Annotated in this window: 22 protein-coding genes and 1 riboswitch; of the genes, 9 read left to right on the plus strand and 13 right to left on the minus strand. The window is 68.2% G+C overall.

Annotated elements, in window-relative coordinates:
• Nucleotides 1–80 precede the first annotated feature (80 nt).
• Nucleotides 81–2,174 carry an excinuclease ABC subunit UvrB gene (gene uvrB / locus KF892_06130; protein ID MBX3624571.1) on the minus strand — a complete coding sequence of 698 codons (2,094 nt, stop codon included), beginning with the start codon at nt 2,172–2,174 and terminating at the stop codon, nt 81–83.
• A gap of 93 nt (nt 2,175–2,267) precedes the next feature.
• Between uvrB and KF892_06135 the strand changes: the two genes are divergently transcribed.
• From KF892_06135 to nth, 4 genes are all read left to right on the plus strand, one after another.
• Nucleotides 2,268–3,467: an aspartate/tyrosine/aromatic aminotransferase gene (locus KF892_06135; GenBank protein MBX3624572.1), complete on the plus strand. Its 1,200-nt coding sequence runs from the start codon at nt 2,268–2,270 to the stop codon at nt 3,465–3,467.
• Nucleotides 3,468–4,520: 1,053 nt separating this feature from the next.
• Nucleotides 4,521–5,663 (plus strand): electron transport complex subunit RsxB, encoded by a 1,143-nt coding sequence (gene rsxB, locus KF892_06140; protein MBX3624573.1) that lies wholly within the window; start codon nt 4,521–4,523, stop codon nt 5,661–5,663.
• 157 nt (nt 5,664–5,820) lie between these two features.
• Complete coding sequence (locus KF892_06145) at nt 5,821–6,012, plus strand: hypothetical protein (GenBank protein ID MBX3624574.1); 192 nt, start codon at nt 5,821–5,823, stop codon at nt 6,010–6,012.
• 190 nt (nt 6,013–6,202) lie between these two features.
• Nucleotides 6,203–6,859, plus strand: a complete 657-nt coding sequence (gene nth, locus KF892_06150; protein ID MBX3624575.1) for an endonuclease III — start codon at nt 6,203–6,205, stop codon at nt 6,857–6,859.
• Here the strand turns inward: nth and KF892_06155 are convergent.
• The 10 genes from KF892_06155 to KF892_06200 form a co-directional block, all read right to left on the minus strand.
• Nucleotides 6,805–7,374, minus strand: coding sequence for a histidine phosphatase family protein (locus KF892_06155; GenBank protein ID MBX3624576.1), 570 nt, complete (start codon nt 7,372–7,374; stop codon nt 6,805–6,807). The two genes, nth and KF892_06155, sit on opposite strands and share 55 nt — an antisense overlap.
• Nucleotides 7,359–8,132, minus strand: a complete 774-nt coding sequence (gene cobS, locus KF892_06160) for an adenosylcobinamide-GDP ribazoletransferase (protein ID MBX3624577.1) — start codon at nt 8,130–8,132, stop codon at nt 7,359–7,361. The genes KF892_06155 and cobS overlap by 16 nt, the downstream gene beginning before the upstream one ends.
• The gene (cobT, locus tag KF892_06165; GenBank protein MBX3624578.1) at nt 8,129–9,175 is read right to left on the minus strand and encodes a nicotinate-nucleotide--dimethylbenzimidazole phosphoribosyltransferase; all 1,047 of its coding nucleotides are present in this window, start codon (nt 9,173–9,175) and stop codon (nt 8,129–8,131) included. The genes cobS and cobT overlap by 4 nt, the downstream gene beginning before the upstream one ends.
• Nucleotides 9,172–10,659: a cobyric acid synthase gene (locus KF892_06170; GenBank protein ID MBX3624579.1), complete on the minus strand. Its 1,488-nt coding sequence runs from the start codon at nt 10,657–10,659 to the stop codon at nt 9,172–9,174. Before KF892_06170 ends, cobT begins: the two co-directional genes overlap by 4 nt.
• Nucleotides 10,656–11,570, minus strand: coding sequence for a cobalamin biosynthesis protein CobD (gene cobD, locus KF892_06175; GenBank protein ID MBX3624580.1), 915 nt, complete (start codon nt 11,568–11,570; stop codon nt 10,656–10,658). The genes KF892_06170 and cobD overlap by 4 nt, the downstream gene beginning before the upstream one ends.
• Nucleotides 11,571–11,648: 78 nt before the next feature.
• Nucleotides 11,649–12,410 (minus strand): ABC transporter ATP-binding protein, encoded by a 762-nt coding sequence (locus KF892_06180; GenBank protein ID MBX3624581.1) that lies wholly within the window; start codon nt 12,408–12,410, stop codon nt 11,649–11,651.
• The gene (locus tag KF892_06185) at nt 12,407–13,429 is read right to left on the minus strand and encodes an iron ABC transporter permease (GenBank protein MBX3624582.1); all 1,023 of its coding nucleotides are present in this window, start codon (nt 13,427–13,429) and stop codon (nt 12,407–12,409) included. Before KF892_06185 ends, KF892_06180 begins: the two co-directional genes overlap by 4 nt.
• The gene (locus KF892_06190) at nt 13,429–14,298 is read right to left on the minus strand and encodes an ABC transporter substrate-binding protein (GenBank protein ID MBX3624583.1); all 870 of its coding nucleotides are present in this window, start codon (nt 14,296–14,298) and stop codon (nt 13,429–13,431) included. Before KF892_06190 ends, KF892_06185 begins: the two co-directional genes overlap by 1 nt.
• Nucleotides 14,295–14,867 carry a bifunctional adenosylcobinamide kinase/adenosylcobinamide-phosphate guanylyltransferase gene (locus KF892_06195; GenBank protein MBX3624584.1) on the minus strand — a complete coding sequence of 191 codons (573 nt, stop codon included), beginning with the start codon at nt 14,865–14,867 and terminating at the stop codon, nt 14,295–14,297. The genes KF892_06190 and KF892_06195 overlap by 4 nt, the downstream gene beginning before the upstream one ends.
• Nucleotides 14,864–16,852: a TonB-dependent receptor gene (locus KF892_06200; GenBank protein ID MBX3624585.1), complete on the minus strand. Its 1,989-nt coding sequence runs from the start codon at nt 16,850–16,852 to the stop codon at nt 14,864–14,866. The genes KF892_06195 and KF892_06200 overlap by 4 nt, the downstream gene beginning before the upstream one ends.
• 70 nt (nt 16,853–16,922) lie before the next feature.
• A riboswitch (cobalamin riboswitch) is annotated at nt 16,923–17,157 on the minus strand.
• A gap of 49 nt (nt 17,158–17,206) precedes the next feature.
• Here KF892_06200 and zapB point away from each other — a divergent pair.
• The 3 genes from zapB to KF892_06215 all read left to right on the plus strand — a co-directional run bounded on the left by zapB (nt 17,207) and on the right by KF892_06215 (nt 18,485).
• Nucleotides 17,207–17,449: a cell division protein ZapB gene (zapB, locus tag KF892_06205; GenBank protein ID MBX3624586.1), complete on the plus strand. Its 243-nt coding sequence runs from the start codon at nt 17,207–17,209 to the stop codon at nt 17,447–17,449.
• 5 nt (nt 17,450–17,454) lie between these two features.
• The gene (locus tag KF892_06210) at nt 17,455–17,772 is read left to right on the plus strand and encodes a cell division protein ZapA (protein MBX3624587.1); all 318 of its coding nucleotides are present in this window, start codon (nt 17,455–17,457) and stop codon (nt 17,770–17,772) included.
• A gap of 269 nt (nt 17,773–18,041) precedes the next feature.
• Nucleotides 18,042–18,485 (plus strand): EVE domain-containing protein, encoded by a 444-nt coding sequence (locus KF892_06215; GenBank protein MBX3624588.1) that lies wholly within the window; start codon nt 18,042–18,044, stop codon nt 18,483–18,485.
• A 102-nt stretch (nt 18,486–18,587) separates the two neighbouring features.
• Here KF892_06215 and KF892_06220 read toward each other — a convergent pair whose 3' ends face one another.
• Nucleotides 18,588–19,517, minus strand: a complete 930-nt coding sequence (locus KF892_06220) for a diguanylate cyclase (GenBank protein ID MBX3624589.1) — start codon at nt 19,515–19,517, stop codon at nt 18,588–18,590.
• Between the two features lie 448 nt (nt 19,518–19,965).
• Between KF892_06220 and KF892_06225 the strand changes: the two genes are divergently transcribed.
• Nucleotides 19,966–21,237, plus strand: coding sequence for a NarK/NasA family nitrate transporter (locus tag KF892_06225; GenBank protein ID MBX3624590.1), 1,272 nt, complete (start codon nt 19,966–19,968; stop codon nt 21,235–21,237).
• Here KF892_06225 and KF892_06230 read toward each other — a convergent pair.
• Nucleotides 21,194–22,897: a bifunctional protein-serine/threonine kinase/phosphatase gene (locus KF892_06230; protein MBX3624591.1), complete on the minus strand. Its 1,704-nt coding sequence runs from the start codon at nt 22,895–22,897 to the stop codon at nt 21,194–21,196. The genes KF892_06225 and KF892_06230 overlap by 44 nt on opposite strands.
• A gap of 166 nt (nt 22,898–23,063) precedes the next feature.
• Between KF892_06230 and nirB the strand changes: the two genes are divergently transcribed.
• Nucleotides 23,064–25,511 (plus strand): nitrite reductase large subunit NirB, encoded by a 2,448-nt coding sequence (gene nirB / locus KF892_06235; GenBank protein MBX3624592.1) that lies wholly within the window; start codon nt 23,064–23,066, stop codon nt 25,509–25,511.
• Nucleotides 25,512–25,530 lie beyond the last annotated feature (19 nt).

Here is a 25,530-nt window from a genome sequence, read left to right on the forward strand (position 1 = left end):
CCCACTGATTCGGTCGGCATTGGCTAAGGAAGTTCCCCCTCGGTGAGCAGGCTCATTGGCCTGCTTTTCCACCCTGACACTTACTTCGACCCGGCCGGTTCGGGTGACACATTGTCGGTCCCCGGAGCCCCAAATGCTTGCTCTCTTAAGGTCGCAAGCTGATCCCGCACCCGCGCGGCTTTCTCGAATTCGAGGTTGCGAGCGTGTTCGAGCATCTGTTTTTCCAGCTGTTTGATGCGTTTTGCGAGGTCTTTCTCGGACAAGGCTTCAACCGCCGCAGCCTCCAAAACCCTCTGCGCGTCCTTGGTTTTCTCGCTATAGACGCCGTCAATCAGGTCGCGCACCTGCTTTTGAATGCTGCGCGGCGTGATGCCTTCGGCCTCGTTGTGCGCCATCTGCTTGGCGCGCCGCCGCTCGGTCTCGGTCAGCGCGAGCTTCATGGAGTCGGTGATCTTGTCGGCATAGAGGATGGCCTTGCCGTTCAGGTTACGGGCGGCGCGGCCGATGGTCTGGATCAGTGAGCGCTCCGAACGCAGGAAGCCTTCCTTGTCGGCATCGAGGATGGCCACGAGCGACACCTCGGGGATGTCCAGCCCCTCGCGCAGCAGGTTGATGCCCACCAGCACGTCGAAGGTGCCCAGTCGCAGGTCGCGCAGGATCTCGACACGCTCCACGGTGTCGATGTCGCTGTGCAGGTAGCGCACCTTCACGCCGTTGTCGCTCAGGTAGTCGGTGAGCTGCTCGGCCATGCGCTTGGTGAGCGTGGTGATGAGCACCCGCTCGTTGACTTTCACCCGCTCGTTGATCTCCTGCAGCACGTCGTCGACCTGGTGGGTGGCGGGGCGTACTTCCACCACCGGATCGATGAGCCCGGTCGGGCGCACCAGCTGCTCGACCACCTGCCCGGAGTTCTTCTTTTCGAAGTCGGCCGGCGTCGCCGAGATAAACATCACCTGGCGCATCTTCTTCTCGAACTCCTCGAACTTCAGCGGCCGGTTGTCGAGGGCGCTCGGCAAGCGGAATCCGTATTCGACGAGCGTCGTCTTGCGCGCCCGGTCGCCGTTGTACATGCCGCCCAGCTGGCCGATCAGGACGTGGGACTCGTCGAGGAACATCAGCGCGTCTTTCGGCAGGTAATCCACCAGCGTCGACGGCGGCTCGCCGGGCGCCGAGCCCGAAAGGTGCCGCGTGTAGTTCTCGATGCCCTTGCAGTGGCCGATCTCCTGCAGCATTTCCAGGTCGAACCGGGTGCGTTGTTCGAGCCGCTGAGCTTCGACGAGCTTGCCCGCCTTCACGAGTTCGTCGAGCCGCTCGCGCAACTCCTGCTTGATGGTGTCGATGGCGGCCAGCACACGGTCGCGCGGCGTCACGTAGTGGCTCGACGGGTAGACCGTGAAGCGGACGATCTTCTGTTTGATACGCCCGGTGAGCGGGTCGAAGAGCTGCAGTGTCTCCACCTCGTCGTCGAAGAGCTCGATGCGTACCGCCAGCTCCGAGTGCTCGGCCGGGAACACGTCGATCGTGTCGCCGCGCACGCGAAACGTGCCGCGCGAAAAATCCTGCTCGTTGCGTGTGTACTGCATGCGGATGAGCTGCGCGATCACGTCGCGCTGGCCCATCTTGTCGCCCTTCCTGAGCGTCATCACCATGCGGTGGTAGTCGTTCGGGTTGCCGATGCCGTAGATCGCCGAGACCGTGGCCACGATCACCACGTCACGCCGCTCCAGCAGGCTCTTCGTTGCGGAGAGGCGCATCTGCTCGATGTGCTCGTTGATTGAACTGTCCTTCTCGATGAACAGATCGCGCTGAGGCACGTAGGCCTCGGGCTGGTAGTAGTCGTAGTAGCTGACGAAGTACTCGACCGCGTTCTTCGGGAAGAACTCGCGGAACTCACTGTAGAGCTGCGCGGCGAGCGTCTTGTTGGGCGCGAACACGATCGCCGGCCGGCCGAGCCGGGCGATCACGTTGGCCATGGTGAAGGTCTTGCCAGAGCCGGTCACCCCCAGCAGCGTCTGGAAGCTCAGGCCGTCTCGCACGCCTTCCACCAGCTGCTGGATCGCCGCGGGCTGATCCCCGGCCGGCGGGTACGGCTGGAACAACTGAAACGGTGAATCGGGAAAGCTCACGAACTCGCCCGCCGCGGGCTGCTCGACCACTTCTGACATCTCGGCCATGGCAGATAAAATCTCCGGGTTTCCCCGCGCACGCAGGGCAATCGTTCAGGTTAGCCCAAATCATTCCCCCGCTCTACTGACAAGGACTGTCCCATGACCTCGTTGTTTGCCGCCGTTGAAATGGCCCCCCGCGACCCCATCCTGGGCCTGAACGAGCAGTTCAACGCCGACACCAACCCGAACAAGGTGAACCTCGGCGTCGGCGTGTACTTCGACGAGAACGGCAAGCTGCCCCTGCTCAAGTGCGTGGCCCAGGCCGAGAAGCAGATGATGGAAGCGCCGACCGCGCGCGGCTACCTGCCCATCGACGGCATCGCCGCGTATGACAAGGCCGTGCAAGGCCTCGTCTTCGGCGCCGACAGCGCCGCCGTGAAGGAAGGCCGTGTCGCCACCGTGCAGGGCATCGGCGGCACCGGCGGCCTGAAGATCGGCGCCGATTTCCTCAAGCGCCTGAACCCCAACGCCAAAGTGTTGATCAGCGACCCCAGCTGGGAAAACCACCGCGCGCTCTTCACCAATGCCGGCTTCACGGTCGACACCTACCCCTACTACGACGCGGCCAAGAAGGGCGTGAACTTCGACGCCATGCTCGCCGGCCTGAAGGCGGCGCCCGCCGGCACGGTCGTCGTGCTGCACGCCTGCTGCCACAACCCGACTGGCTACGACATCACCCCCGCCCAGTGGGCCCAAGTCGTCGATGCCGTCAAGGCCGCCAAGCTCGTGCCCTTCCTCGACATGGCCTACCAAGGCTTCGGCGAAGGCATCCAGGAAGACGGCGCCGTCATCGAGCAGTTCATGGCCGCCGGCCTCGACTTCTTCGTCTCCACCTCGTTCTCCAAGAGCTTCTCGCTCTACGGCGAACGTGTGGGCGCGCTCAGCGTGGTGTGCGAGAGCAAGGACGAAGCGGCCCGCGTGCTGAGCCAGCTCAAGATCGTGATCCGCACCAACTACTCCAACCCGCCGACGCACGGCGCACAGGTGGTGGCCACCGTGCTCAACACCCCGGCCCTCCGCGCTCTGTGGGAAGAAGAACTCGCCGGCATGCGCGTTCGCATCAAGGAGATGCGCACGCTGCTGGTCGACAAGCTCAAGGCCGCGGGCATCAAGCAGGACATGAGCTTCATCACCTCGCAGAAGGGCATGTTCAGCTACTCCGGCCTCAGCAAGGAGCAGATGCAGCGCCTGCGCAGCGAGTTCGGCATCTATGGCGTCGACTCCGGCCGCATCTGCGTGGCCGCGCTCAACAAGAAGAACATCGACGCCGTGGTCAGCGCCATCGCCAAGGTGAGCTGATCCGCCCCCGGGTGTCCCGCCAGGGACACCCCTTGTGCGGCAAACGCACGCACAAAAACACACTAGGCCCTCTTCTGGTGCCTTTTCGGGGTTTCCACCCGCCGCTGTCATCTGCACGATTCAGGGCAGCTGCCTAGAATGTTGCAACGCACAAGCGTGCACTGGCGTGCGATCCACGCTCACGAGGAACTCCGATGCTGTATCAACTCTATGAAACCCACCGCGCGCTGCTGAGCCCGTTCTCGGAATTCGCCAGCGCCTCGGCCAAGCTGTACAGCCACCCGCTGTCTCCGTTCACGCACACGCCGCTGGCGCACCGCGTCTCGGCTGGCCTCGACCTGATGCACCGGCTCTCGAAGGAGTACGAGAAGCCCGAGTTCGGCATCACCTCCGTCAAGGTGGCGGGTGTCGACGTGGCAGTGCAGGAGCAGGTCGCCATCGAGAAGCCTTTCTGCCGCCTGCTGCGCTTCAAGCGCTTCACCGACAACCCCGCCGTGCTCGCCAAGCTGAAGGAGCAACCCACCGTGCTCGTGGTCGCGCCGCTCTCCGGCCACCACTCCACGCTGCTGCGCGAGACGGTAAAGATGCTGCTGATCGACCACAAGGTGTTCATCACCGACTGGACCGACGCCCGCATGGTGCCCACCGAGGCCGGCCCCTTCCACCTCGACGACTACATCTACTACGTGCAGGAGTTCATCCGCCACATCGGCCCCGAGGTGAACGTGATCTCGGTGTGCCAGCCGACCGTGCCGGTGCTCGCTGCGATCTCGCTGATGGCCAGTGCCGGCGAATTCACGCCGCGCACCATGACCATGATGGGCGGCCCCATCGACGCTCGCAAATCGCCGACCGCGGTCAACAACCTGGCGATGAACAAGAGCTACGAGTGGTTCGAGAACAACGTGATCTACCGCGTGCCCACCAACTACCCGGGCAACGGCCGCCGTGTGTACCCGGGCTTCCTGCAGCACAGCGGCTTCATCGCGATGAACCCCGACCGGCACCTGAAGTCGCACTACGACTACTTCATGGACCTGATGCGCGGCGAGGATGAAAGCGCCGAGTTCCACCGCGCCTTCTACGACGAATACAACGCCGTGCTCGACATGCCGGCCGAGTATTACCTCGACACCATCAAGACCATCTTCCAGGACTTCGCGCTGGTCAACGGCACTTGGGACGTGGGCGGCAACCTCGTGCGCCCGCAAGACATCACCACCTCGGCCCTGCTCACCATCGAAGGCGAGCTCGACGACATCTCCGGCGCCGGCCAGACCAAGGCCGCGCACGAGCTGTGCACTGGCATCCCGAAGTCGCGCCAGTTCCACTACGACGTGGAAGGCGCGGGCCACTACGGCATCTTCTCGGGCCGCCGCTGGCGCGAAAAGGTCTACCCGGAACTGCGCGACTTCATCGCGTCGCACCAGGCCCCGGCTTCGGCGCCGCGCAAGGCTGCCGCCGCCCCGCGCAAGGCTGCACGCAAGGCCGCGCCGGCGCGCAAGCGAGCCGCGTAAGCTCAGCCGGGTGACTGCACCGCCTCCCACCGCTGCCGCCCTCGCCGACGCGCTCAACGACGCCCTGCCGCAAACGCAGTGCACGCGCTGCGGCTACCCCGACTGCCGGTCCTACGCCGAGGCCATCGCGCACGGCGAGGCCGGCATCAACCAGTGCCCGCCCGGTGGTGCTGACGGTGTGGCAAGGCTGGCGCAGCTCACCGGGCGCCCCGCCCTCCCCCTCGACCCGAAGCACGGCCTCGAAGGCCCGCGCCAGCTGGCGGTGATCGACGAAGCCTGGTGCATCGGCTGCACGCTGTGCCTCAAGGCCTGCCCGGTCGATGCGATCGTGGGCGGCGCCAAGCGCATGCACACGGTGATCGACCCGCTGTGCACCGGCTGCGAGCTGTGCATTCCGGTGTGCCCGGTCGACTGCATCTCGCTCGTCAACGTCAGCGGCGAGGCGACCGGCTGGCAGGCCTGGAGCGCCCCCCAGGCCGATGAGGCCAAGACGCGCTACGCCTTTCATCGCCTGCGGCTGCAGCGCGACGCCGACGAGCGCAGCGCCCGCCTCGCGGCGCGGGCCCAGGCGCTGCAGGCGACCTCGTCTCCAGCGCCGGACTCGCAAGCCCCAGTGACCAAGGAAAGCCGCATCGCCGCCGCCCTGGCGCGCGCCCGGCGGCGCAACGGCGCACCCTGAAACCCAGGCGCCTGTCGGCGCCGTCCTACGCCCGGTTGCGGCAAGTTCCGACAACCCCCGTTGCAGAGGGCTGACTTGGGCCTCGCAGAGCGGCGCCTACGCTGTGCGCACGGGTTCAGCTTCGGGCCCGCAACTCACGTCACTCACGGGAGCCGACATGAATCGAGATCGCATCGGTGGCCAGCTGAAGACCAAGGGTCACGCTCGCAAAGGCTGGGGCCGCCTGTTCGGAGACGAACACCAGGGCGAAAAGGTGCGCGAACACGCCACGGGCAAGACGCAACGCACCTTCGCCATCCGCCAGGGCGAGGCCCGCGAGCAGATCCGCGAGCTGCAATCGCGCTATTGAGTCCATCACCGGGCACATGGCGCATGAACCGGGCTGGGTGGTGGATCGTGCTGGCAGCCGCCGTGGGCGCCATGCTGGCATGCGACCCCAAGAAGACTCCCAAACCGGGTGAACCACCCAAGCCTGTCGCGCAACTTCTCCTCCAGGCCCCGCCGCCCGACGACCTCACCCGCTGAGACAATCGGCGTCCATGAAGACGTCGTCGATCGAGCCCTTTTTCGCCACCCTCAAGGCCGCCAACCCGCACCCCGTCACCGAGCTGGAATACACCAACGCCTTCGAGCTGCTGGCCGCCGTGCTGCTCTCGGCGCAGGCCACGGATGCCGGCGTCAACAAGGCCACGCGCAGGCTCTTCGCCGCCGCCAACACGCCGGCCAAGATGGTCGCGCTCGGCGTCGAAGGGGTCAGCGAACACATCAAGACCATCGGCCTCTTCCGCAACAAGGCGAAGAACCTGGTTGAGACGAGCCGCATCCTCGTTGAGCAGCACGGCGGCCAGGTGCCGCACGACCGTGAGGCGCTCGAAGCGCTGCCTGGCGTGGGCCGCAAGACGGCCAACGTGGTGCTCAACGTGGTGTTCGGCGAGCCGACGATGGCGGTCGACACGCACATCTTCCGTGTCAGCAACCGCACCGGCCTCGCACCGGGCAAGAACCCGCTCGAAGTGGAGATGGGGCTGCTCAAGCGCGTGCCGGCCGAGTACCTGCACCATGCGCACCACTGGCTGATCCTGCATGGCCGCTATGTGTGCCAGGCGCGGCGCCCGCTGTGCGAGCAGTGCCAGGTGCTGCGCTATTGCGACTCGGCGCCGCCCGAGCTGCTGAAGAAGCTCACGGCCGCGGCGTAGGGCACGGCCGCAGGCCACTCGGCCGCGCTGCGCGGGTGCGACGCTCCGGCTGCGACCCAACGGGCCGCGTTGATCCACCCGGCATGGCCCACCACGCACAGCGGCATGTCACCGAGGTCATCGAGGAACGAGCGGCAGCGCGCCATCAGCTCGCGCACCGATTCGCCGCCCCCCGGCGCGTGGTCGGCGAAGGCCTCGGTCCAGGCGCCGATATCGGCAGCATCGATCTCGGCCCAATGCTGGCCGTCCCAGCGCCCGAAATCGAGTTCGCACAGGCGCGCATCGATGCGGTGCTCGAAGCCCCAGCGCGCGAGCCATCGCCCCACCTCGGCGCTGCGCCTCAGCGGTGAGGTGACGACCACCCGTGACCACGCTTCACGCCGCACCCGCTGGCGGATGCGGTGCGCGAGGCGCTTGGCCTTGCGCCGGTCCACCGGCAGGTCGACACGCCCCACGCAACGCCCCTGCGCCCCCACGGGCCGCGGGTGGCGCCAGACGATCAGCGGGGCCACCATGCGAGCCAGCCCAGCAGCACGGCGAGTTCGGTGAATTGCTGCGTGGCGCCGAGCGCATCACCGGTGATGCCGCCCAGCCGGCGCATGAACCAGCGCCCGCAGACCCAAGCGGAGGCGACGGCCACGGCCCATGCCGTGGCCACCATCGGCCACCACGCGGCTTGCCACACGATCACCGCACCACCGACGACCAGCGACCACCCGAGTGCCACGACGAAGCCGCCGCCTGAGATGCGCTGCGCCAGCGGCTTGGCCTTCGCCAGCGACACATCCCCCGCATAGGGCAGGAAGCGGATCAAGGCCACCGCGGCCGTGCGCGACACGGTGTGCGCGAGCAGCAGCGCCGCCACCGCCCACGCCACCGGCAGCGCCGCGAGCGTGGCCGCCTTGAGGCCCAGCACCAGCAGCAGGCCGACCGCGCCATAGGTGCCGATGCGCGAGTCCTTCATGATCTCGAGCGCCCGCTCGCGGCTCACCGTGCCGCCGAGAGCATCGCAGGTGTCGGCCAGGCCGTCTTCGTGGAAGGCGCCGGTGAGCAGCACCGTCGCGATCATCGAGAGCCCCACCGCCACGGCAGGCGGAAAGACGAGGCTCGCCGCCCACAGCACCAGCGCGCCCACTGCGCCGACGAAGGCGCCGACCAGTGGGAAGTGCCGTGCGCTCTGGTTCAGCCACAGCGGGTCGAAGCCCACCCGCACCGGCACGCGCGTCAGGAACTGCAACGCCACCCCGATGAGCCGCAGCTCGTGGCGAATCATGGAGCGCGCTTTTCCTGGCGGTCGGACACACCCGCCGACTCGAAGCTCGCCATCTGTTCGAGCAAGGTGAGCGCGCTCACGAGCAGCGGCCACGCGAGCGCCGCACCGGAGGCTTCACCGAGCCGAAGCCCCAGATCGAGCAACGGTTCGGCCCCCAGGTGTTTGATGAGTGCTGCATGCCCGGGCTCGGCCGAGCGGTGCGCCAGCACGCAGTAGCCCAGCACACGCGGCACGAGCCGCGCCGCCGCCAGCACGCCAGCACCGGCGATGAAGCCATCCACCACCACCGTGCGCCGCTCCGCCGCCGCCTGCAGCGCCGCGCCCGCGAGCATCGCGATCTCGAAGCCACCCATCGCGGCCAGCACGGCCAGGGGCGTGTTTGCCTCGCGGTGACGTGTGAGCACTGCGCGCAGCACGTTGAGCTTGCGCGCGAGGCCGGCATCGTCGAGCCCGGTGCCCCGGCCCGTGCAGCGCTCGAGGTCTTCGCCACCCAGGCGCGCCAGCAGCAGGGCCGCGCTCGACGTGTTGCCGATGCCCATCTCGCCCAGCAGCACCACATTGCCCGGCAGCGAGCGCACGAGTTCCCGACCGGCCTCGATGGCCTGCACACACTGCCCCTCGCTCATCGCCGGGCCCACCAGCGCGTCGGCGGTGCCGAAGCCGATCTTGCGGTCGATCAGCCCGGGGCGCGGTGCGAAGCTGTGGTTCACGCCCGCGTCAACGACGCTGAGCGCTAGCCCGTGCTGGCGCGCGAGCACGCTCACCGCCGCGCCGCCCGCGAGGAAGTTCTCGACCATCTGCCAGGTCACGTCGCTCGGGTAGGCCGAGATGCCGCGTGCGGCCAGGCCATGGTCGCCAGCGAACACGAGAAGTTGCGGCGATCGCCACTGCGGGGTCTCGCTGCACTGGATCAACCCGACCTGCAAGGCCAGCGACTCGATGCGCCCGAGCGACCCCGTCGGCTTGGTCTTGCGATCCAGCCGCTGCTGCAGCCGCTGGCGCAGCGCGGTGTCGTGGAGGTCAGCGATCTCGGGCAGGTTCATGGCGGGAAAGGTGCCTCGGCCAGGCGCCTCAAGGCGCCGGGTTCGAAATGGGTGTCGATGAAGTCGGCAAGCCCGTCGAATACGGCCGACAGCGGCTGCACGCCGGCACCGAACAGCGCCTGCATCACCGGGGCCGATTCGAAGAGGCCATGAGCGTACAGGCCGAGCACGTTGCGGTGTTGCCAGCCGATGGCCTCGCCTCGGGGGTTGAAAAGTGCCGTTTGCGCGCTGGCGCCCGCAGCGGGTTCGGTGCGACCGTGGCGGATCTCATAGCCCTCGGCCTGCACGCCCGACAAGGCCTGCCAAGCCCCCTGCAGCGGCGGGAAACGCACCGGCGTGGCGGACAGCAGCTTGTGCGGCTCGAAGCGCGTCACGAGCGGCAGCAAGCCCAGGCCGGCCGCGCTGCCGTCGACGCCATGCGCGTCATGCAGCGACTCGCCCAGCATCTGCAGGCCGCCGCACACGCCGAGCACACGGCCACCGCGTGCGGCGTGCGCATGGATCGGGCCGTCGAGCCCCTGCGAGCGCAGCCACGCGAGGTCACCACTCGTGTGCTTGGAGCCGGGCAGCACGATCCAGTCGCCCCCGCCGAGCGACGCCAGATCGGCCACGCTGCGCGCCCAGCTCACCCGCACGCCGGGCAGTTGGCGCAGCGGCTGGAATTCGTCGAGGTTGCTGATGCGCGGGTAGGCCACGATGGCGATGCGCGTGCCTCCGCCGTGGCCGGTGGGCGTGTCGTCGAACACGCCGTCTTCCTCGGGCAGGCCGTGGCCGCGCCACAGGGGCAGCACGGCGACGGTCGGCACGCCGGTGAGGTCTTGCAGTTGCTGCGGGCCGGGCGCGAGCAGGCTCGCGTCGCCACGGAAGCGGTTCAACACGAAGCCGCGCAGCAGGCGGCGCTCGGCCTCGGGCAAGAGCTGGTGCGTGCCGTAGAGGTGGGCGAAGGCGCCGCCGCGGTCGATGTCGGTGACGAGCAGGCAGGCGGCGTTTGCCTCGCGTGCGGTGCGCATGTTGACGAAGTCGCTCGCATGCAGGTTGATCTCGGCCGGCGAGCCGGCGCCTTCGATCACCAGCAGGTCGTTCTCGGCGGCGAGCGACTGCAGCGCCTCGCGTGCGAACGGCCAGAGCGCCTCGCTGCGCTCGCGCCAGGGCACGGCCGCCAAGTCGGGCCGCACCTCACCCATCACCACCACCTGGCTGCGCGTGTCGTGCTCGGGCTTGAGCAGCACCGGGTTCATGCGCACCTCGGGCACACGCCGCGCGGCCAGCGCCTGGAAGTACTGCGCGCTGCCGATCTCGCCCAGGCGACCACCCGGGCCCGGCACGACGCGCGCGTTGTTGCTCATGTTTTGCGCCTTGAACGGCGCCACCTTCAGCCCCTGGCGCGCATACCAGCGGCACAGCGCCGTGGCGAGCCAGCTCTTGCCGGCGCCGCTGGTGGTGCCGAGCACCAACACCGCGCGGGCGCGGCCTCGTGAGCTCACACCGCCCTCGCCACCCACGACAGCACGGTGAGCACCATCGCCGCCCAGGCGGCCATGGTGGCGAAGCCCAGCGCCTGCACCATGTTGCGCGACGAGGGCGCGGCACCCGTTTCGTTGAGCACGTAGACGCCCGGCTTGGCCAGCCGCACGCCCAAGCGCAGCGCCATCGCGCCCATCGCCCAGCCGCCGTTGGGTGACGGCGTGCGCCCCGCCTGCCGCTTGAGCGAACGCCAGCTGGCCGCACGCCACGCGGGGTAGAGGCTGAGCGCGGTGAGGCGCGCGGGCAGCCACGAGAGAACGTCGTCGGCGCGCGCCGACCACTTGCCCGCCCATTCCCACACACCGCGGAAGCCCCACATCGCATCCATGGTGTTGGCCACGCGGTAGAGCACGGCGCCGGGCAGGCCGAAGACGGCAAACCAGAAGAGCGGTGCGACGACCGAATCGTTGAGGTTCTCGGCGAGTGTCTCGATGGCGGTCTCGCGCAGCGTGTCTTCGTCGAAGTCGCTCAGGTCGCGGCTGACGAGCTGCGACAGGCGCTCGCGCGCCGGCTCCAGGCCGAGGGTGAGGCTGTCTTCGAAGGCAATGACTTCATCGCGCACCATGCGCCAGGCGAACATCGGCTTGAGCAGCAGCGCCAGCACCGGGATCGACCACCACCACGCCACGCCGAGCAGCTGCTTCTGCACCCACCACGCGAGCGCGGCGGCACCGCCGGCCAGCACGATCCACGACAGCGCCCCACCCCAGAACGCCGCAGACTGCGGCAGCACGCGCAGCCGGCAACCCAGGGGCCACAGCAGCTTGCCGAGCCAGGCGACGGGGTGCAGAGAGCTGCGGGGTTCGCCAAAGATGGCGTCAAGGGCCCAGGCGAGGATCAGCGCGAGGGCGAGGACGAGAGCGGCAGACAGCGGCGCAGAGGGGGTGGCGGGCAGCATCGTCGAGGTCGGTGCGGCGGGATTGTGCGTCAGCGGCGCGCCGGATGAGCATCAATCGAGGTGGGGGATCGCAACAAAACGCTCGCCCACCCGCGTGATGCGCAGCGCGTGGCCGAACACCTCCTGCAGCGTGGCATGCACGCGCTCGTCGCCCGCGGCGCCCACCGCCTTCACCCGCCCGGCCTGCATCACCACCAAATGGTCGGCCTGCAGCGCGAGCGACAGGTCGTGCAGCACGCTCACCACCGTGCGCTCACGCGCCAGCCGCTGGAAGAGGCGCACCAGCGCCACCTGGTGCGGCGGGTCGAGGTGGGTGGTGGGCTCGTCGAGCAGGAGGAACGGCGCATCGACCGCGAGCGCGCGCGCGAGCAGCACCCGTTGGCGTTCGCCGCCCGAGAGTTCATGCAGGCGGCGATCGGCCCAGGCTTCGCACTCTGCGTCGGCCATCGCCTGCTTCACGAGCGCGTGGTCGCGCGGGCCCGGCTCGGCGAAGAGCCCGAGCTGCGGCAACCGGCCGAGCTGCACCACCTCGCGCGCGCACAGCTCGCCGGTGGCCTCGCCCTGCTGCGCGAGCCAGGCGATGCGCTGGGCGCGCTCGCGCGGCACATAGCGGGCGAGCGGGCGCTCGTCGAGGCGCACCTCGCCCGAGGCGGGCGTGAGCAAGCCGGCGAGGCAGCGCAGGAGCGTCGACTTGCCGGCGCCGTTGGGACCGACGATCGCCGTCCAGCCGCGGGGCACGGCGAGCGTCACCTCGTGCAGCACCGTCGCGCTGCCCAGCCGCACGGTGAGGCCGCGGGCTTCGAGCCCGCTCATGCGGCCACCCTCCGCTTGTGCAGCAGCCAGATGAGGTAACCGCCGCCCAACACCGCCGTCAGCACGCCGACCGGCTGCTCCTGGGGCGCCGTGAGGCTGCGCGCGAGCACATCGGCCGCCAGCAGCAACACGCCACCCGTGGCCGCGCTCGCAACGAGCAGGTAGCCATGCGTCGCTGCGGCAAACCGGCGCACCAGGTGGGGCGACACCAGGCCCACGAAGGCAATCAGGCCGGCCTGCGACACCGCGAGCCCGGTGGCCAAGGCGAGCACCACCACCATCGCGAACCGCACCCTGGGCAACGAGACGCCCAGGCTCGCCGCACTGTCTTCACCGAGTGTCAACGCATCGAGCGCACGCGACAGCCGCCAGCCGAGCGGCAGCGCGACCAAGAGCCCGGCGCCCATCACCACGCAGCTGCTCCAGCCGAGGAAGCCGGTGGAGCCCAGCAGGAAGGCCTGCTTGCCGCGCAGCGCATCGGGTGCGGCGGTGGTGACGAGATCGCTCACCGCGCCGAGCAGCACGCCCACCACCACGCCGGCCAGCAACAGGCGCGCCGTCTGCTGCGCGCCCCGCGCGAGGCTCAGCGTGAGCAGCACTCCGACCAGCGCCCCGACGAACGCCGCGCCGACGAGGCCGAAGCGGGCGATCAGGTCCGCCGTGGCGAGGCTGAGCCCCTGCCCCGCCAGCATCGACGCCGCCAGCACGACCACCACGCCGAGCACCGCACCCGACGCCGAGCCGAGCAGGTAGGGGTCGGCCAGCGGGTTGCGGAAGAGGCCTTGTGCCACCGCCCCGCCGAGGCCCAGCAGCGCCCCGGTGAGCCAGGCGCCGAGCGTGCGCGGGGCGCGAATCTGGCCGATCAGCAGCCCGCCGTCGGGCCCTTGCAGCAAGGCCCAGGTCTGCGCAGGCGACCAGCCTTCGCTGCCGGCCGCAAGCCCCGCCGCCACGAAGAGCAGGCTCAGCGCCCACAGCGCAAGCGCGAGACGCTGGCGGGAGCGGCGCTCTTCCTGCGACATCAGCGCGCCCCTCGCGCGAGGCCGGCCAGGCAGTCGGCCAGGTGCAGCGCCGCCTCGCCCATGCGCGGGCCGGGGCGCACCAGCACCTCGTAGTGCTCGAGGTCGAAGCCACAGCTGCGCCGCTGCTGCAAGGCCGGCAGGCTGGCCCAGCCGGGGCGGCGCGGCATCTCGTCGAGGTTGCGCTGCGCGGCCATCACGATGTCGGGCTGCACCTTCACGATGAACTCCGGGTTGAGCCGCGGAAAGGCCCCGAGCGACGGGTCGATCACGTTGCCCATGTGCAGCCGCTGCAGCGTCTCGCCGATGAAGGAGCTGGCGCCGGCGGCGTAGGGCGCGGCGTCGACCTCGAAGTACACCTTCTGCCCCCGCACGCTGGCCGGCACGCGCGTGGCGGCCTCGTCAAGGGCGCGCTGGATGCTCGCCCACGCACGCTCGGCCTCCTGAGGCGTGCCGAGCAGCACGGCCACCATGCCGAGCGCGCGCCGCACGTCGGCATGCGTCTTCGCATCGACGATCACGACCGTCAGGCCCAAGGCTTCGAGGCGGTCCACCACGCGGGTGGACGGCTCGGCCAGCACCACCTCGGGCTTGAGGGCCGCGATGCGCTCGACCTGCGCGTCTTCCAGCCCGCCGAGTCTCGGCAGCGAGCGCACCTGCGGCGGCGAGTTGGAGAAACGGTCGACCCCCACCAGCCGCGCGCAGCCGCCCAGCGCGCATACGGTTTCCGTCAACGAGGGCAGCAAGGTGACGATGCGCTGCGGGGGGCGCTCGAAGCGGTGCGTCACGCCACGGTCGTCTCGCAAGGCGAACGCCGCCAGCGCGGGGCTGCACAGACACAGCAGCAGCCAGCCGATGAACAAGCGCTTCATGCCGGGCCTTTCACATTCACCTCGAGCCCCGCCACCATGAGCGTGACGCGGCTCGCGCGTTGCGCCACCGCCTGGTGCAGATGCCCCAGCGCATCGACGAAGTGCCGCGCCTCTGGCGACATCGGCGACACGCCGAGGCCGATCTCGTTGGACACCAGCACCACCGGGCTGCAGGTGGCGGCCAGCGCATCGCACAGCACCTGTCGCTGCGCGTCCCAGGCCGGCTCGTCGAGTGGCGCGCCGTGCATCGGCATCAGCAGGTTGGTGAGCCAGAGCGTCAGGCAATCCACCACCAGCAGCCGATGCGGCGCGCCGAGCCGGCGCAGCATTTCGGGCAGCGCATGCGGCACTTCCTCGGTCGACACCCCCGGCACACGCACCGCACGGTCGGCACGGTGCCGGGCGATGCGCTCGCGCATCTCGGCATCGTGCGCCTGCGCCGTGGCCAGCAGCATCGCCTCATGACCCGGCTGCGCGAGCCAGGCGCGTGCGCGCGCTTCGGCACAGCGCGACTTGCCGCTGCGCTGGCCGCCGAGGATGAGTTCGACCGACGCGGCCACGGTGGTCAGAGCGCGACCCGCACCGAGAGCACCACGTTGCGCCCGGCCTCCGGGTAGATGGAGGTGGGCACGCCGCTCGCGCTGCAGCCGTAGGCCTGCGTGTAGTACTTGCGATCGGTCACGTTGTTGACGCCCAGCCCGAGCTCGACCTTCTCGGTGCTGAAGGCGTAGCGCAAGCTGCCAATCGTGTAGGCGGGCATGGTGCAGGCGTTTTCGAAGTTGGGCGATTGTGACGACACGGTGTTCACGAGCGCGCCGAGCTTGTGGCCGTCGACAAGCTTCCAGTCGACACCGACCGATGCGGTGCGGCGAGGCGTCAACGCGATGCGGCGGCCGTCGTAGGCACCGGCGGTGAACTTCGCCTCGCGCGCGGCGGCGTTCGCCCACACGAACCAGGCCGTGGCGAGCTGCTGGCGGACTTCGAGTTCGACGCCCTGGCGCACCGTCGGGTCGAGGTTCACATTGGCGCCCGGGCCAAACGGGCCAGGGGCCGTGGGGTTGTAGCCGATCTCCTGGCGCAAGGCGCTGCGATAGGCGCGCACGTCGCCACGGCCCGTGCCCCACCCCATGCGCATGCCCAGCTCGGCATCGCGCGAGGTCTGCGGCGCCAGCGAGGCGCCGATGGCGGTGAAGCCGATTTCGTCGACGTTCGGGAAACGGAAGCTACGGCCCACGTTGCCATAGAGCGAGGTCGTCTGGCCCACTGTCTGCACCACACCGACGTTCCAGGCGTTGAAGCGGCGGTCGATGCTGGCGGTCGGCGCATCGGTGCTGGTCTTGGTGGCGCTCTGCCGGCGCAGGCCGAGCGAAATCACCGTGCCCCAGGGCATGGCGAGATCGTCCTTCACATACACCCCGCGCGAGTCCTGCTCGGCGGTCGAGCCGAAGGCGCCTGGCACGACACGCGTCCAGCTGTCGTCGTCGACACCGGCGATGAGCGTGTTGGCGAAGTCACCGAGGGGCGCGTGGTGGTGCACCCGCAGGCTGCGGTTGCGGGCCTCGATGGTGTAGGCGTAGGTGAAGCTCGTCACGCTCTCCAGCGACTTGTTGCGCTGGCCCGCATCGAACGAGACCTGGAACGGGCCGAGGGTAGTGGCTGCGAAGAGGCCGTTGCGTTGGTTGTCGACGTGGGCGCGATCGCTTTCGTGGCCGGGCTGGGCCCGCGTGGGGTCGGCGTCGTAGTCGGCCGTGGCGAGGGCGCCGGGCAGGCCTGTTTCCAGCGAATCCTGCGCATGGCGCGCACCGATGCGCAGCCAGTCGTTGCGCCACTGCGCCGCGAGGCTGCGGCCGTCGCTCGACGAATGGAAATTGCGGCGGTGCCCATCGGTGCTGCGGGCGTTGAGCGCTGCATCGAGCGAAAACCCATCCTTCACGACGGTGGCCGAGCTGCGGGCTTCGAGCAGCGAGTGGCTGCCCATCGCCAGGTACCCCTGGCCGCCGGCGACACGCGGCTTGCCGCTCGCGGCCTTGGTGGTGACGACGATCGCACCCGCGGTGCCGCCTTCGCCATAGAGCACCGAGGCGGTGCCGCCGCGAACGACCTCGACGCTCTCCACCGAGTCGATCGGGATGCCGGCGAGGCGGGTGCCGCTCATGTCGGCTTCGCTGAACCGCACGCCGTCGACGATCACCACCTGGTTCGCGTCGGCGGTGGTGCCGAAGCCACGGAGGTCGAGCTGGTAGTCGCCGCCGCCGTAGAAGTCTTGCCGGCCCGGCACGCCCAGGAGCTTCATCAGCGCGTCGTTGACGGTGACGGCGCCGCTGTCGCGGATCTGCTCGGCGGTCAGCACGCTGACGCTGAACGACAGGCGGCTCGCGTCTTCCGGGAAGCGGGTGGCCGTCACGGTGACGGGCGGGAGGGTGGGCGCCTGGGCATGGGCGGCGAAACACGCCGTCGCAAGGGCCGACAAGGCAAACGCCGGCACGAAACGTTCAGGCGAAGAAAGACGCGCAGCGGCAGACCGTGCCGAAGCGGGCAGAGCGGAACTCATCATGGAAAAGACTCACGTGGACACCAACGTGCGCGCCGGCTTCCCCGCCAGCACACACCTCATGGCCCACATCAAAGCGGGCCGCCTCGTTGGCCGGTATCCGGGCTGGCGGACATCCCATGCGACCTTCCCAGTGCCGTGAGGCTCCAGTGGTGTTTGCACATGAGCGAAGGGGTGGCCTTCGTCCGCTTACCGTTGCGGGGGCAGCGCAGGTGGGTGCTCGGCCCGTGGGGCGTTGCGACCTCTGCTTCCCGTTTAACTGTGCCGATGTGAAAACCGGCACGGGCACCAACACGCGGATTGTAAGCAGCGCAGGTGGGCGCCCTACAATGACGCAACGCAACCTTCCGGCACCCCATGTCGAAGATCCAGGACCTTGCAGACCGCGTCGAGCGCTTGCTGCTGCGGCACGAGGAACTCAAGCGCACCAATGAGTTGCTGGAACAGCAGGTCGCGCAACTCACGCAAGAGCGCGACAACCTGCGCTCGCGGCTGAACGCCGCGCGCAGCCGCATCGACGCCCTGCTCGACCGCTTGCCGGTCGACGCACCTGCCGGCGACAACCACCACGATGGCCGCAACGAAGGTGAGCGCGCATGAGCACCATGAAGCAGATGGAAGTGACCATCATGGGCCAGAGCTACATCCTCGGCTGCCCCGAAGGGGGCGAGGTGTCGTTGCTGGAAGCCGTGGGCAGCGTCGACCGCGAAATGAGCGCGATCCGCGATGCGGGCCGCGTCAAGGCGCGCGAACGCATCGCGGTGCTGGCCGCACTCAACCTCGCGTATGCACTTGCCGAGCGCCCCGCAGCCCCGCCACCGGCAGCGGGCGGCGCGTCGGACGCACCCACGTCCAACGTGGACATCGACGCCCTCATCCAGCGCCTCGACCAAGCCCTTGGCGCCGACGGTCAATTGCTCTGAAGCGGTGGTGTCGCCGCGGTGCGGCGCGTAAACTTCGCACCGTCCGTTGCGTTCGCGTGAGTCTTATATTTCCTTGAACCGATGCGCGTAAGCGCCAGGGCTTGGAACATCGCCTGGCAGGTGTGATCGTCTCGCGTCAGATGAACCCGAAGCCACGCTGACCTCGCCCACCTGAACCAGCCTGGGTTCAGGAATGCGGCTCACGGTTCGTGACGGACACCTTTTCTTCCTCACCGACTCGTCTCATGGCAAAACAACAATATTGGCTCATGAAGAGTGAGCCGAGTGAGTGTTCGATCGACGATCTGGCCGCCGCCAAGAACAAGACCGTGCCCTGGTTCGGCGTGCGCAACTACCAGGCGCGCAACTACATGCGCGACCAGATGCAGGTGGGCGACGGCGTGCTGTTCTATCACTCGTCGTGCCCGGAGCCGGGCATCGTGGGCCTGGCCACCGTGTCGAGCACGCCCTACCCCGACGACACCCAGTTCGACAAGAAGAGCCACTACTACGACGAGAAGTCCACCCGCGAGGAACCGCGCTGGATGCTGGTCGACGTGACGCTCGATCGCAAGACGCGGCTGCTGTCGCTGCCCGAGCTGCGGGAAGCGCCCGAGCTTGCGGACATGATCATCCTGAAGAAGGGCAACCGCCTCTCGATCACGCCGGTGACGGCGGCCGAGTGGAAAGCTGTGTTGAAGCGGCTCGGCTGAGGAGATGACAGCCCCTCGGCCTGTGAGTACACAGGCCGATCCCCCGAGGGGATGGCGGGCCGGCTTGGGAGCGGCCCGGCGCTCGGCCCGCCGCTCAGTGCATCAGGCTTCGAAGCGGATGCTCGCGAGCGTCACGTGGTTGCCACCACGGCGCTGCGCCTGCGAGAGCGCGGTGTCGGCGGCCTGCAGCAGGTCTTCCTGCGTGTGCGCGGTGTGCGGGAAGCTCGCCACGCCCATCGAGACAGTGAAACCGAGGTCTTGCCCATTCAGCATCACCAGCTGAGTGGCGCACTGGCGGCGCAGGCCTTCCATGCGCGCGTGCGCGGTCGCGAGGCCCACGCCTGACAGCAGCACGGCAAAGCGGTCTTCGCTCAGGCGGCACGACGCGTCCATCGCCCGGGTGTTGCTGCGCAAGAGGCGGCCGAGCGCTTCCAGCACCCGCTTGCGCCCTTCACTGCCCGAGGCACGCGCGGCCTCGCCGAGCGGGTCGAGCGACACCGACACGAGCGCGAACTCGCGGTGCTCGCGCGACGACAGGTCGACTTCGCGGCGCAGCTGGTCGTCGAAGTGGCCCCGCTGGTAGAGGCCGGTGACGCTGTCGCGCAAGCCGTGGTCCTGCATCTCGCGGCGCAGGGTCTCGTTGGCTTGCTGTTGTTCTTCAAGCTGGCGCAGGGCCAACTGGAGCTGGGTCTCGGCCTGGCGCTGGGGCGTGAGGTCTTGCCAGATGCAGCACAGGTACTTGGCAGCGCCGCCATCGGCCGAGGGCAAGGACAGGCGCGTGACCGAGAACTCCCGGCGCCCGCCGCCGAGTTCCAGCCGATGTTCGCTGACCTGCGGCACGGTCACCACCATCGCCGACTGATCGGCGGTGCGCAGCGAGGCGCAGGCTTGCGGGTCGACCCATTCCTCGTCGACAAGGCCATCGGCACTGCGGCCGAAGAGGGCCTGCATGCGCGGGTTCGCGTGCACGTAGCGGCCGGTGGCGGCTTCCTTGATGGCGAACATCGCCTCGGCACGGTCCAGCAGGCTCATGGCCACCACGCCCCAGGCTTGCGGGGCCAAGCCAAGTGCAGCCGTCAGGGCGTGCGCCTGGTCGGCGCGCGCAGACAGTGCCTGCTGGTTGGTGTCGGTCATTCCTTGTCTCGTCGGTGCCCGCAGGCCGCCATCGGCGGCAGAAGTGCCCTGCCGGTGATTAGCGCACCCGGCACGGCGCCTTGAAAACCCCTAGGTTGATCGATCATAGCGGTGGTGTTCTGGCATGCAGACTGCCCACCTCAAGTGCGGGGCGTGCAGATTCCGCACAAAAGACGTGCCAATGGCACGGACTCGGAGCAGCGCAGCGCGCACCCATCACACCCCTCGGCAATCGCCGTGCCCTCGTATGGCTTGCGACGCACCGCGCTCTGGCACAGGAATCGCTTCGTTGGGTGCAGTTTCCAAAACTTGCCCAAAACAAGGGCGCCGCCTTCCGAGGATCATCGTGTCTAGTTTCAAGAGCTTCCTGAAGTCAGGTCATGCACCGACCCTGTTCGCGTCATTTCTCTACTTCGACTTCTGCTTCGCCATCTGGGTGCTGAACGGGGCCATGGCTCCGTTCATCAGCGAATCCTTCCAGCTCAGCGCCGCCCAGAAGGGCTTCATGGTGTCGGTGCCGATCCTGGCCGGCGCACTGATGCGCTTTCCGCTCGGTGTGCTGGCTCAGTACATCGGCCGCAAGAATGCCGCCATGGTCGAGATGAGTCTGATCGTGCTCGCCCTCGCCTTCGGCTACTTCTTCGTCAACAGCTACGACAGCGTGCTGGCGATGGGCGTGCTGCTGGGCATCGCAGGGGCAAGCTTCGGGGTGGCCCTGTCGCTTGGCTCGGGCTGGTTCCCGCCCAAGTACAAGGGCTTGGCCATGGGCATCGCGGGAGCCGGCAACTCCGGCACGGTGCTGGCCGTGCTGTTCGCCCCGCCGCTGGCCACCAAGTTCGGTTGGTCCACGGTGTACGGGCTGGCCGCCTGCACGATGCTGCTGCCGATGGCGGTGATGTGGTTTGCCGCGAAGGAGCCGCCGGATCGCGAGCACCAGACCTTCCGCGAGCACATCGCCTGTCTGTTCGAGAAAGACGGCTGGGCCTTCAGCCTGATCTACATCGTGACCTTCGGTGGCTTCATCGGCCTCGCCAGCTTCCTGCCGACCTACTTCTACGACCAGTTCAAAGTCACCAAGGTCGAAGCCGGCCAGCTGACGATGCTGGCCACCCTGATGGGCTCCGCCGTGCGGGTGGTCGGCGGCTACATCTCCGACCGCATCGGGGGCATCAACACCTTGAGCGGCGTGCTGGTCCTGGTGGCGGTCACGCTGGTGCTGTGCGGCTTCGCGAGCAACTCGGTCGCCATCACCACGCTGTTGTTCATGCTGTGCTTTGCCGCCCTCGGCGCGGGCAACGGCGCGCTGTTCCAGTTGGTGCCGCTGCGCTGGCCCCTCACCACCGCGGTGGCAGGTTCGATGATCGGGGAGGTCGGCGCACTGGGTGGCGGCTTCCTGCCCAACGCGATGGGCCAGTCAAAGCAATTCGCCGGCACCTACCTCTGGGGCTTCGTGTCGTTCGCGGTGCTGGCGCTGGCCATGCTCGTGATGCTCAGGCGGGTGCAGATCCGCTGGACGCGCACCTGGGCCGAAAAAGGCGGCCGTGCCCGGCCGTCGCTGGGCGCGGCAGCCTCGCCTAGCGCGGCAGAAAGAGCAACCAGTACACCAGCAATGCGTTGAACAACACCGAGACGGCGAACGCGACCTTCCACATCAGCGCGGGGTCGCGTGCCAGCAGTGGTGCAGCCGATTGAGCCGACAGGGGCCGCGAGGCCCCTCGCCGCAAGGCCAGCTCCAGCTCCTCGGCCGTCTCGAAGCGCTGCTTCTTCTCGAAGGCCACCGCCTTGAGCACGATGTGGTCGAGCCAGATCGGCACGTCGGGCCGCAGGCGCGACGGCGGCTTGGGTGGGCGGCGGTAGCGCAGCTTTTGGTAGGGCTCGATGTCGCCGAACGGCAGGTGGCCGGTGAGCAGCTGGTAGAGCGTGGCGCCGAGCGCGAAGAGATCGGTCTGCGCATCGACGGGCTCGTCGTCCCACAGCTCCGGGTTCATGTAGCTCGGCGTGCCGGCATGCAGGCTGCGCTGCTCCTCGGGCTCGTTGCCCGAGATGGCCACGCCGAGGTCGAGCACACGCAACTGCCCGTCCTCGCCCAGGTGCAGGTTGCCGGGTTTGATGTCCCGGTGCACCACCCCCAGCCGGTGCAGCTTGCCGATCGCCCGCGTGGCCGCGAGCGCCCAGGCCACCACGTCCGCCACCGGCAGGCCGCCCGTCTCGCGTGCCGCGGCGAGGTGCTGCTCGAGCGTCTGGCCGGTGTGCCAGTCGAAGACAAGATAGAACGCACTCGCATCCTGCACCTCGTGCAGCGCGACGAAGCCGGTGCTGCCCCGCTCGTTGACGCGCGTGCCGAGCCAGGCCTCGTGCGCCAGCATCGCCCGCTCCTGCGGATCGTTGGCGCGTGAAGGGTGCAGCGTCTTGAGCGCCCGTAGCGACTTGGTCTGCAGGTGGCGCACCTGGTACAGGAGGTGCACCCCGGTGTCGGCCACGAGCGCCGTCACCACGTGGCCATCGACCTCGTCGCCCACCTTGAGCCGCGGCGGCACCGGCAGCTGCCGGCTGCGCACGATGGCATCTTCGAGGCGCGAGCGGGCCAGGCCGAGCACGCGCACGACGAGCACCGTGGCGTTGTCTTGCGTGCCGGCAACGAGCGCCGCTTGCGAAATGGCATCGCTGGCCTCTTGCGCCGTGCCCTGCCCCAGGAGCTTGAGCATCTGCGACTGCGGCACCTTGCCGTGCACACCGTCGGACACGAGCACGAACATGTCGCCGAGATGCAGCTCGCCTTGCAGGTAATCGACGCGGATGGCGTCGTCCTGCCCCATCGCGCGGGTGAGCTGGCTCTTCAGATCGGGGTGGTCGAGGCTGTGGTCCTGCGTGAGGCGGCGGCACTCGCCATCACGCACCAGATAGGCACGCGTGTCCCCAACATGGGCCACGGTCCAGGTCTGCCCGCGCAGTGCGAGGGCAGTGAGGGTGCTCATCGCAGCGCTGTTGTGGCGGCGGTTGTGGGCCGCGAGCCAGCTGTTCTGGGCACTGATGATGCGGTCGAGCACCACGCTGGTGTCCCAGGTGGGTGGTGCACCGAAATAGTCTTCGACCACCGAGCGCACGCTGGTCTGCGCCGCCATGCGGCCCTCGCCGCCCATCGAGACCCCGTCGGCAATGGCGGCGATGAAGCCCAATTCCTCCTCGTGAGGCGCCGGCCTGCAGGCACCTGCGAAATCCTCGTTCTCCTGCCTCGGGCCACGCTCACTCGTGTAGCCCACATCGATGTCGAAGCTCATGTTGGTGCACCCACGTGGGGCGCCTGTGATTTACGTCACCTGCGAAGCAAGACGCTTGCCCGCAAAGAGTGCGCACAGCACCAGTTTGCGGCCATGAGCGTGGTGCACGCTGGCACCGTGCTTGCTAACTATGCAGCCAACAGAACCGCGACTGAGGATGCGCTGCATGAAGAAGATGAAGTTGGTGATGGTCGGCAATGGCATGGCGGGGGTGCGAACCCTCGAAGAGCTGTTGAAGATTGCGCCCGATCTCTATGACATCACGGTGTTCGGTGCGGAGCCGCACCCGAACTACAACCGCATCCTGTTGTCTCCCGTGCTCGCCGGCGAGCAGACACTCGAAGAGATCGTGCTCAACCCACTGAGCTGGTACGAAGAGAACAACATCAAGCTGCACCTGGGCAAGAAGGTCGTCGACGTCGACCGCCGCAACCGCATCGTCAAGGCCGCCGACGGCACCGAAGAATCGTATGACCGCCTGCTGATCGCCACCGGCTCCAACCCCTTCATCCTGCCGGTGCCCGGCAAGGACCTCGAAGGCGTGATCGCCTACCGCGACATCGCCGACACCAACACGATGATCGAGGCTGCGCAGAAGTACAAGCACGCGGTCGTGATCGGTGGCGGCCTCCTGGGCCTCGAAGCCGCCAACGGCCTGATGCTGCGCGGCATGCAGGTCACCGTCGTCCACATCATGCCGTGGCTGATGGAGCGCCAGCTCGACGACACCGCCGGCAAGCTGCTGCAGAAGTCGCTGGAAGACCGCGGCCTCAAGTTCATGATCGGCGCCAGCACGCAGGCGCTCATCGGCGATCAAGACGGCGGCAAGGCCGGCCGCGTGATGGCCGTGCAATTCAAAGACGGCACCGAAGTCCCGGCCGACCTGGTCGTGATGGCCGCCGGCATCCGCCCCAACACCGAGCTCGCCGAGAAGATCGGCCTGCACTGCAACCGCGGCATCGTCGTCAACGACACGATGCAGACCATCACCGACCCGCGCATCTACTCCATCGGCGAGTGCGCCGCCCACCGCGGCATTGCCTACGGCCTGGTGGCGCCGCTCTTCGAGCAGGGCAAGGTGTGCGCGACGCACCTCGCCGAGTTCGGCATCGGCCGCTACACCGGCTCACAGACCAGCACCAAGCTCAAGGTCACCGGCATCGACCTCTTCTCGGCCGGCGACTTCATGGGCGGCGACGGCTGCGAAGAGATCGTGATGAGCGACCCCTACGGCGGCGTCTACAAGAAGCTCGTCATCAAGGACGACAAGCTGATCGGCGCCTGCATGTACGGCGACACGGTCGATGGCTCCTGGTATTTCAAGCTTCTCCGCGAAGGTCGCAAGATCGCCGACATCCGTGACAAGCTGATGTTCGGCGAGTCCAACATCGGCGACACCGGTCACGAGGGCCACAGCAAGGCGGCCGCGATGGCCGACAGCGACGAGGTCTGCGGCTGCAACGGTGTCAACAAGGGCACCATCTGCAAAGCCATCAAGGAGAAGGGCCTTTTCACGCTCGACGAGGTGCGCAAGCACACCAAGGCTTCGGCCTCCTGCGGCTCGTGCACCGGGCTCGTGGAGCAGATCCTGATGTTCACGGCCGGCGGTGACTACTCCGCCACGCCGAAGAAGAAAGCCATGTGTGGCTGCACCGACGTAAGCCACCAGGAAGCCCGTGATGCGATCCGCGAGCAGAAGCTGCTCACCATCGATGCGACCTACAAGGCCCTCAACTGGCGCACGCCCAATGGCTGCTCCAGCTGCCGCCCGGCGATCAACTACTACCTCATCAGCACCTGGCCGAAGGAAGCGAAGGACGACCCGCAGTCGCGCTTCATCAACGAGCGCAGCCACGCCAACATCCAGAAGGACGGCACCTACTCCGTCGTGCCGCGCATGTGGGGCGGCGAGACCACCGCCGCGGAGCTGCGCCGCATTGCCGATGCGGTCGACAAGTACAAGATCCCCACCGTCAAGGTGACCGGCGGCCAGCGCATCGACCTGCTCGGCGTGAAGAAGGAAGACCTGGTCAACGTCTGGAAAGACATCGGCATGCCCTCGGGCCATGCCTACGCCAAGGCGTTGCGCACGGTGAAGACCTGCGTGGGCAGCGAGTGGTGCCGCATGGGCACGCAAGACAGCACCCAGATGGGCAAGGACCTCGAGCGTGCGATGTGGCGCATGTACGCCCCGCACAAGGTGAAGTTCGCCGTGTCGGGCTGCCCGCGCAACTGTGCGGAGTCGGGCATCAAGGACGTGGGCATCATCGGCGTCGACTCCGGCTGGGAGATGTACATCGCCGGCAACGGCGGCATCAAGACCGAGGTGGCGCACTTCCTCGTGAAGCTCAAGACGGCCGAGGAAGTGCTCGAGTACACCGGCGCCTTCTGCGAGCTCTACCGCCAAGAGGGCTGGTACTTGGAACGCACCGTCCACTACGTGAACCGCGTTGGCCTCGACTACGTGAAGAAGCGCATCCTCGACGACCATGAGGGCCGCAAGGCGCTGTGGGCGCAGTTGCAGTACGCGCTCGACGGCGAGCCCGATCCGTGGTTCGAGTTCGACAAGGCGCAGGTCGACACGCGCCAGTTCACGCCCGTCCAGGCGGTCTGATCCCCCTTCCACTGCATCC

Origin of the sequence: Rhizobacter sp. (assembly GCA_019635355.1) — a bacterium.
In the GTDB taxonomy this organism is placed as follows: domain Bacteria; phylum Pseudomonadota; class Gammaproteobacteria; order Burkholderiales; family Burkholderiaceae_C; genus Rhizobacter.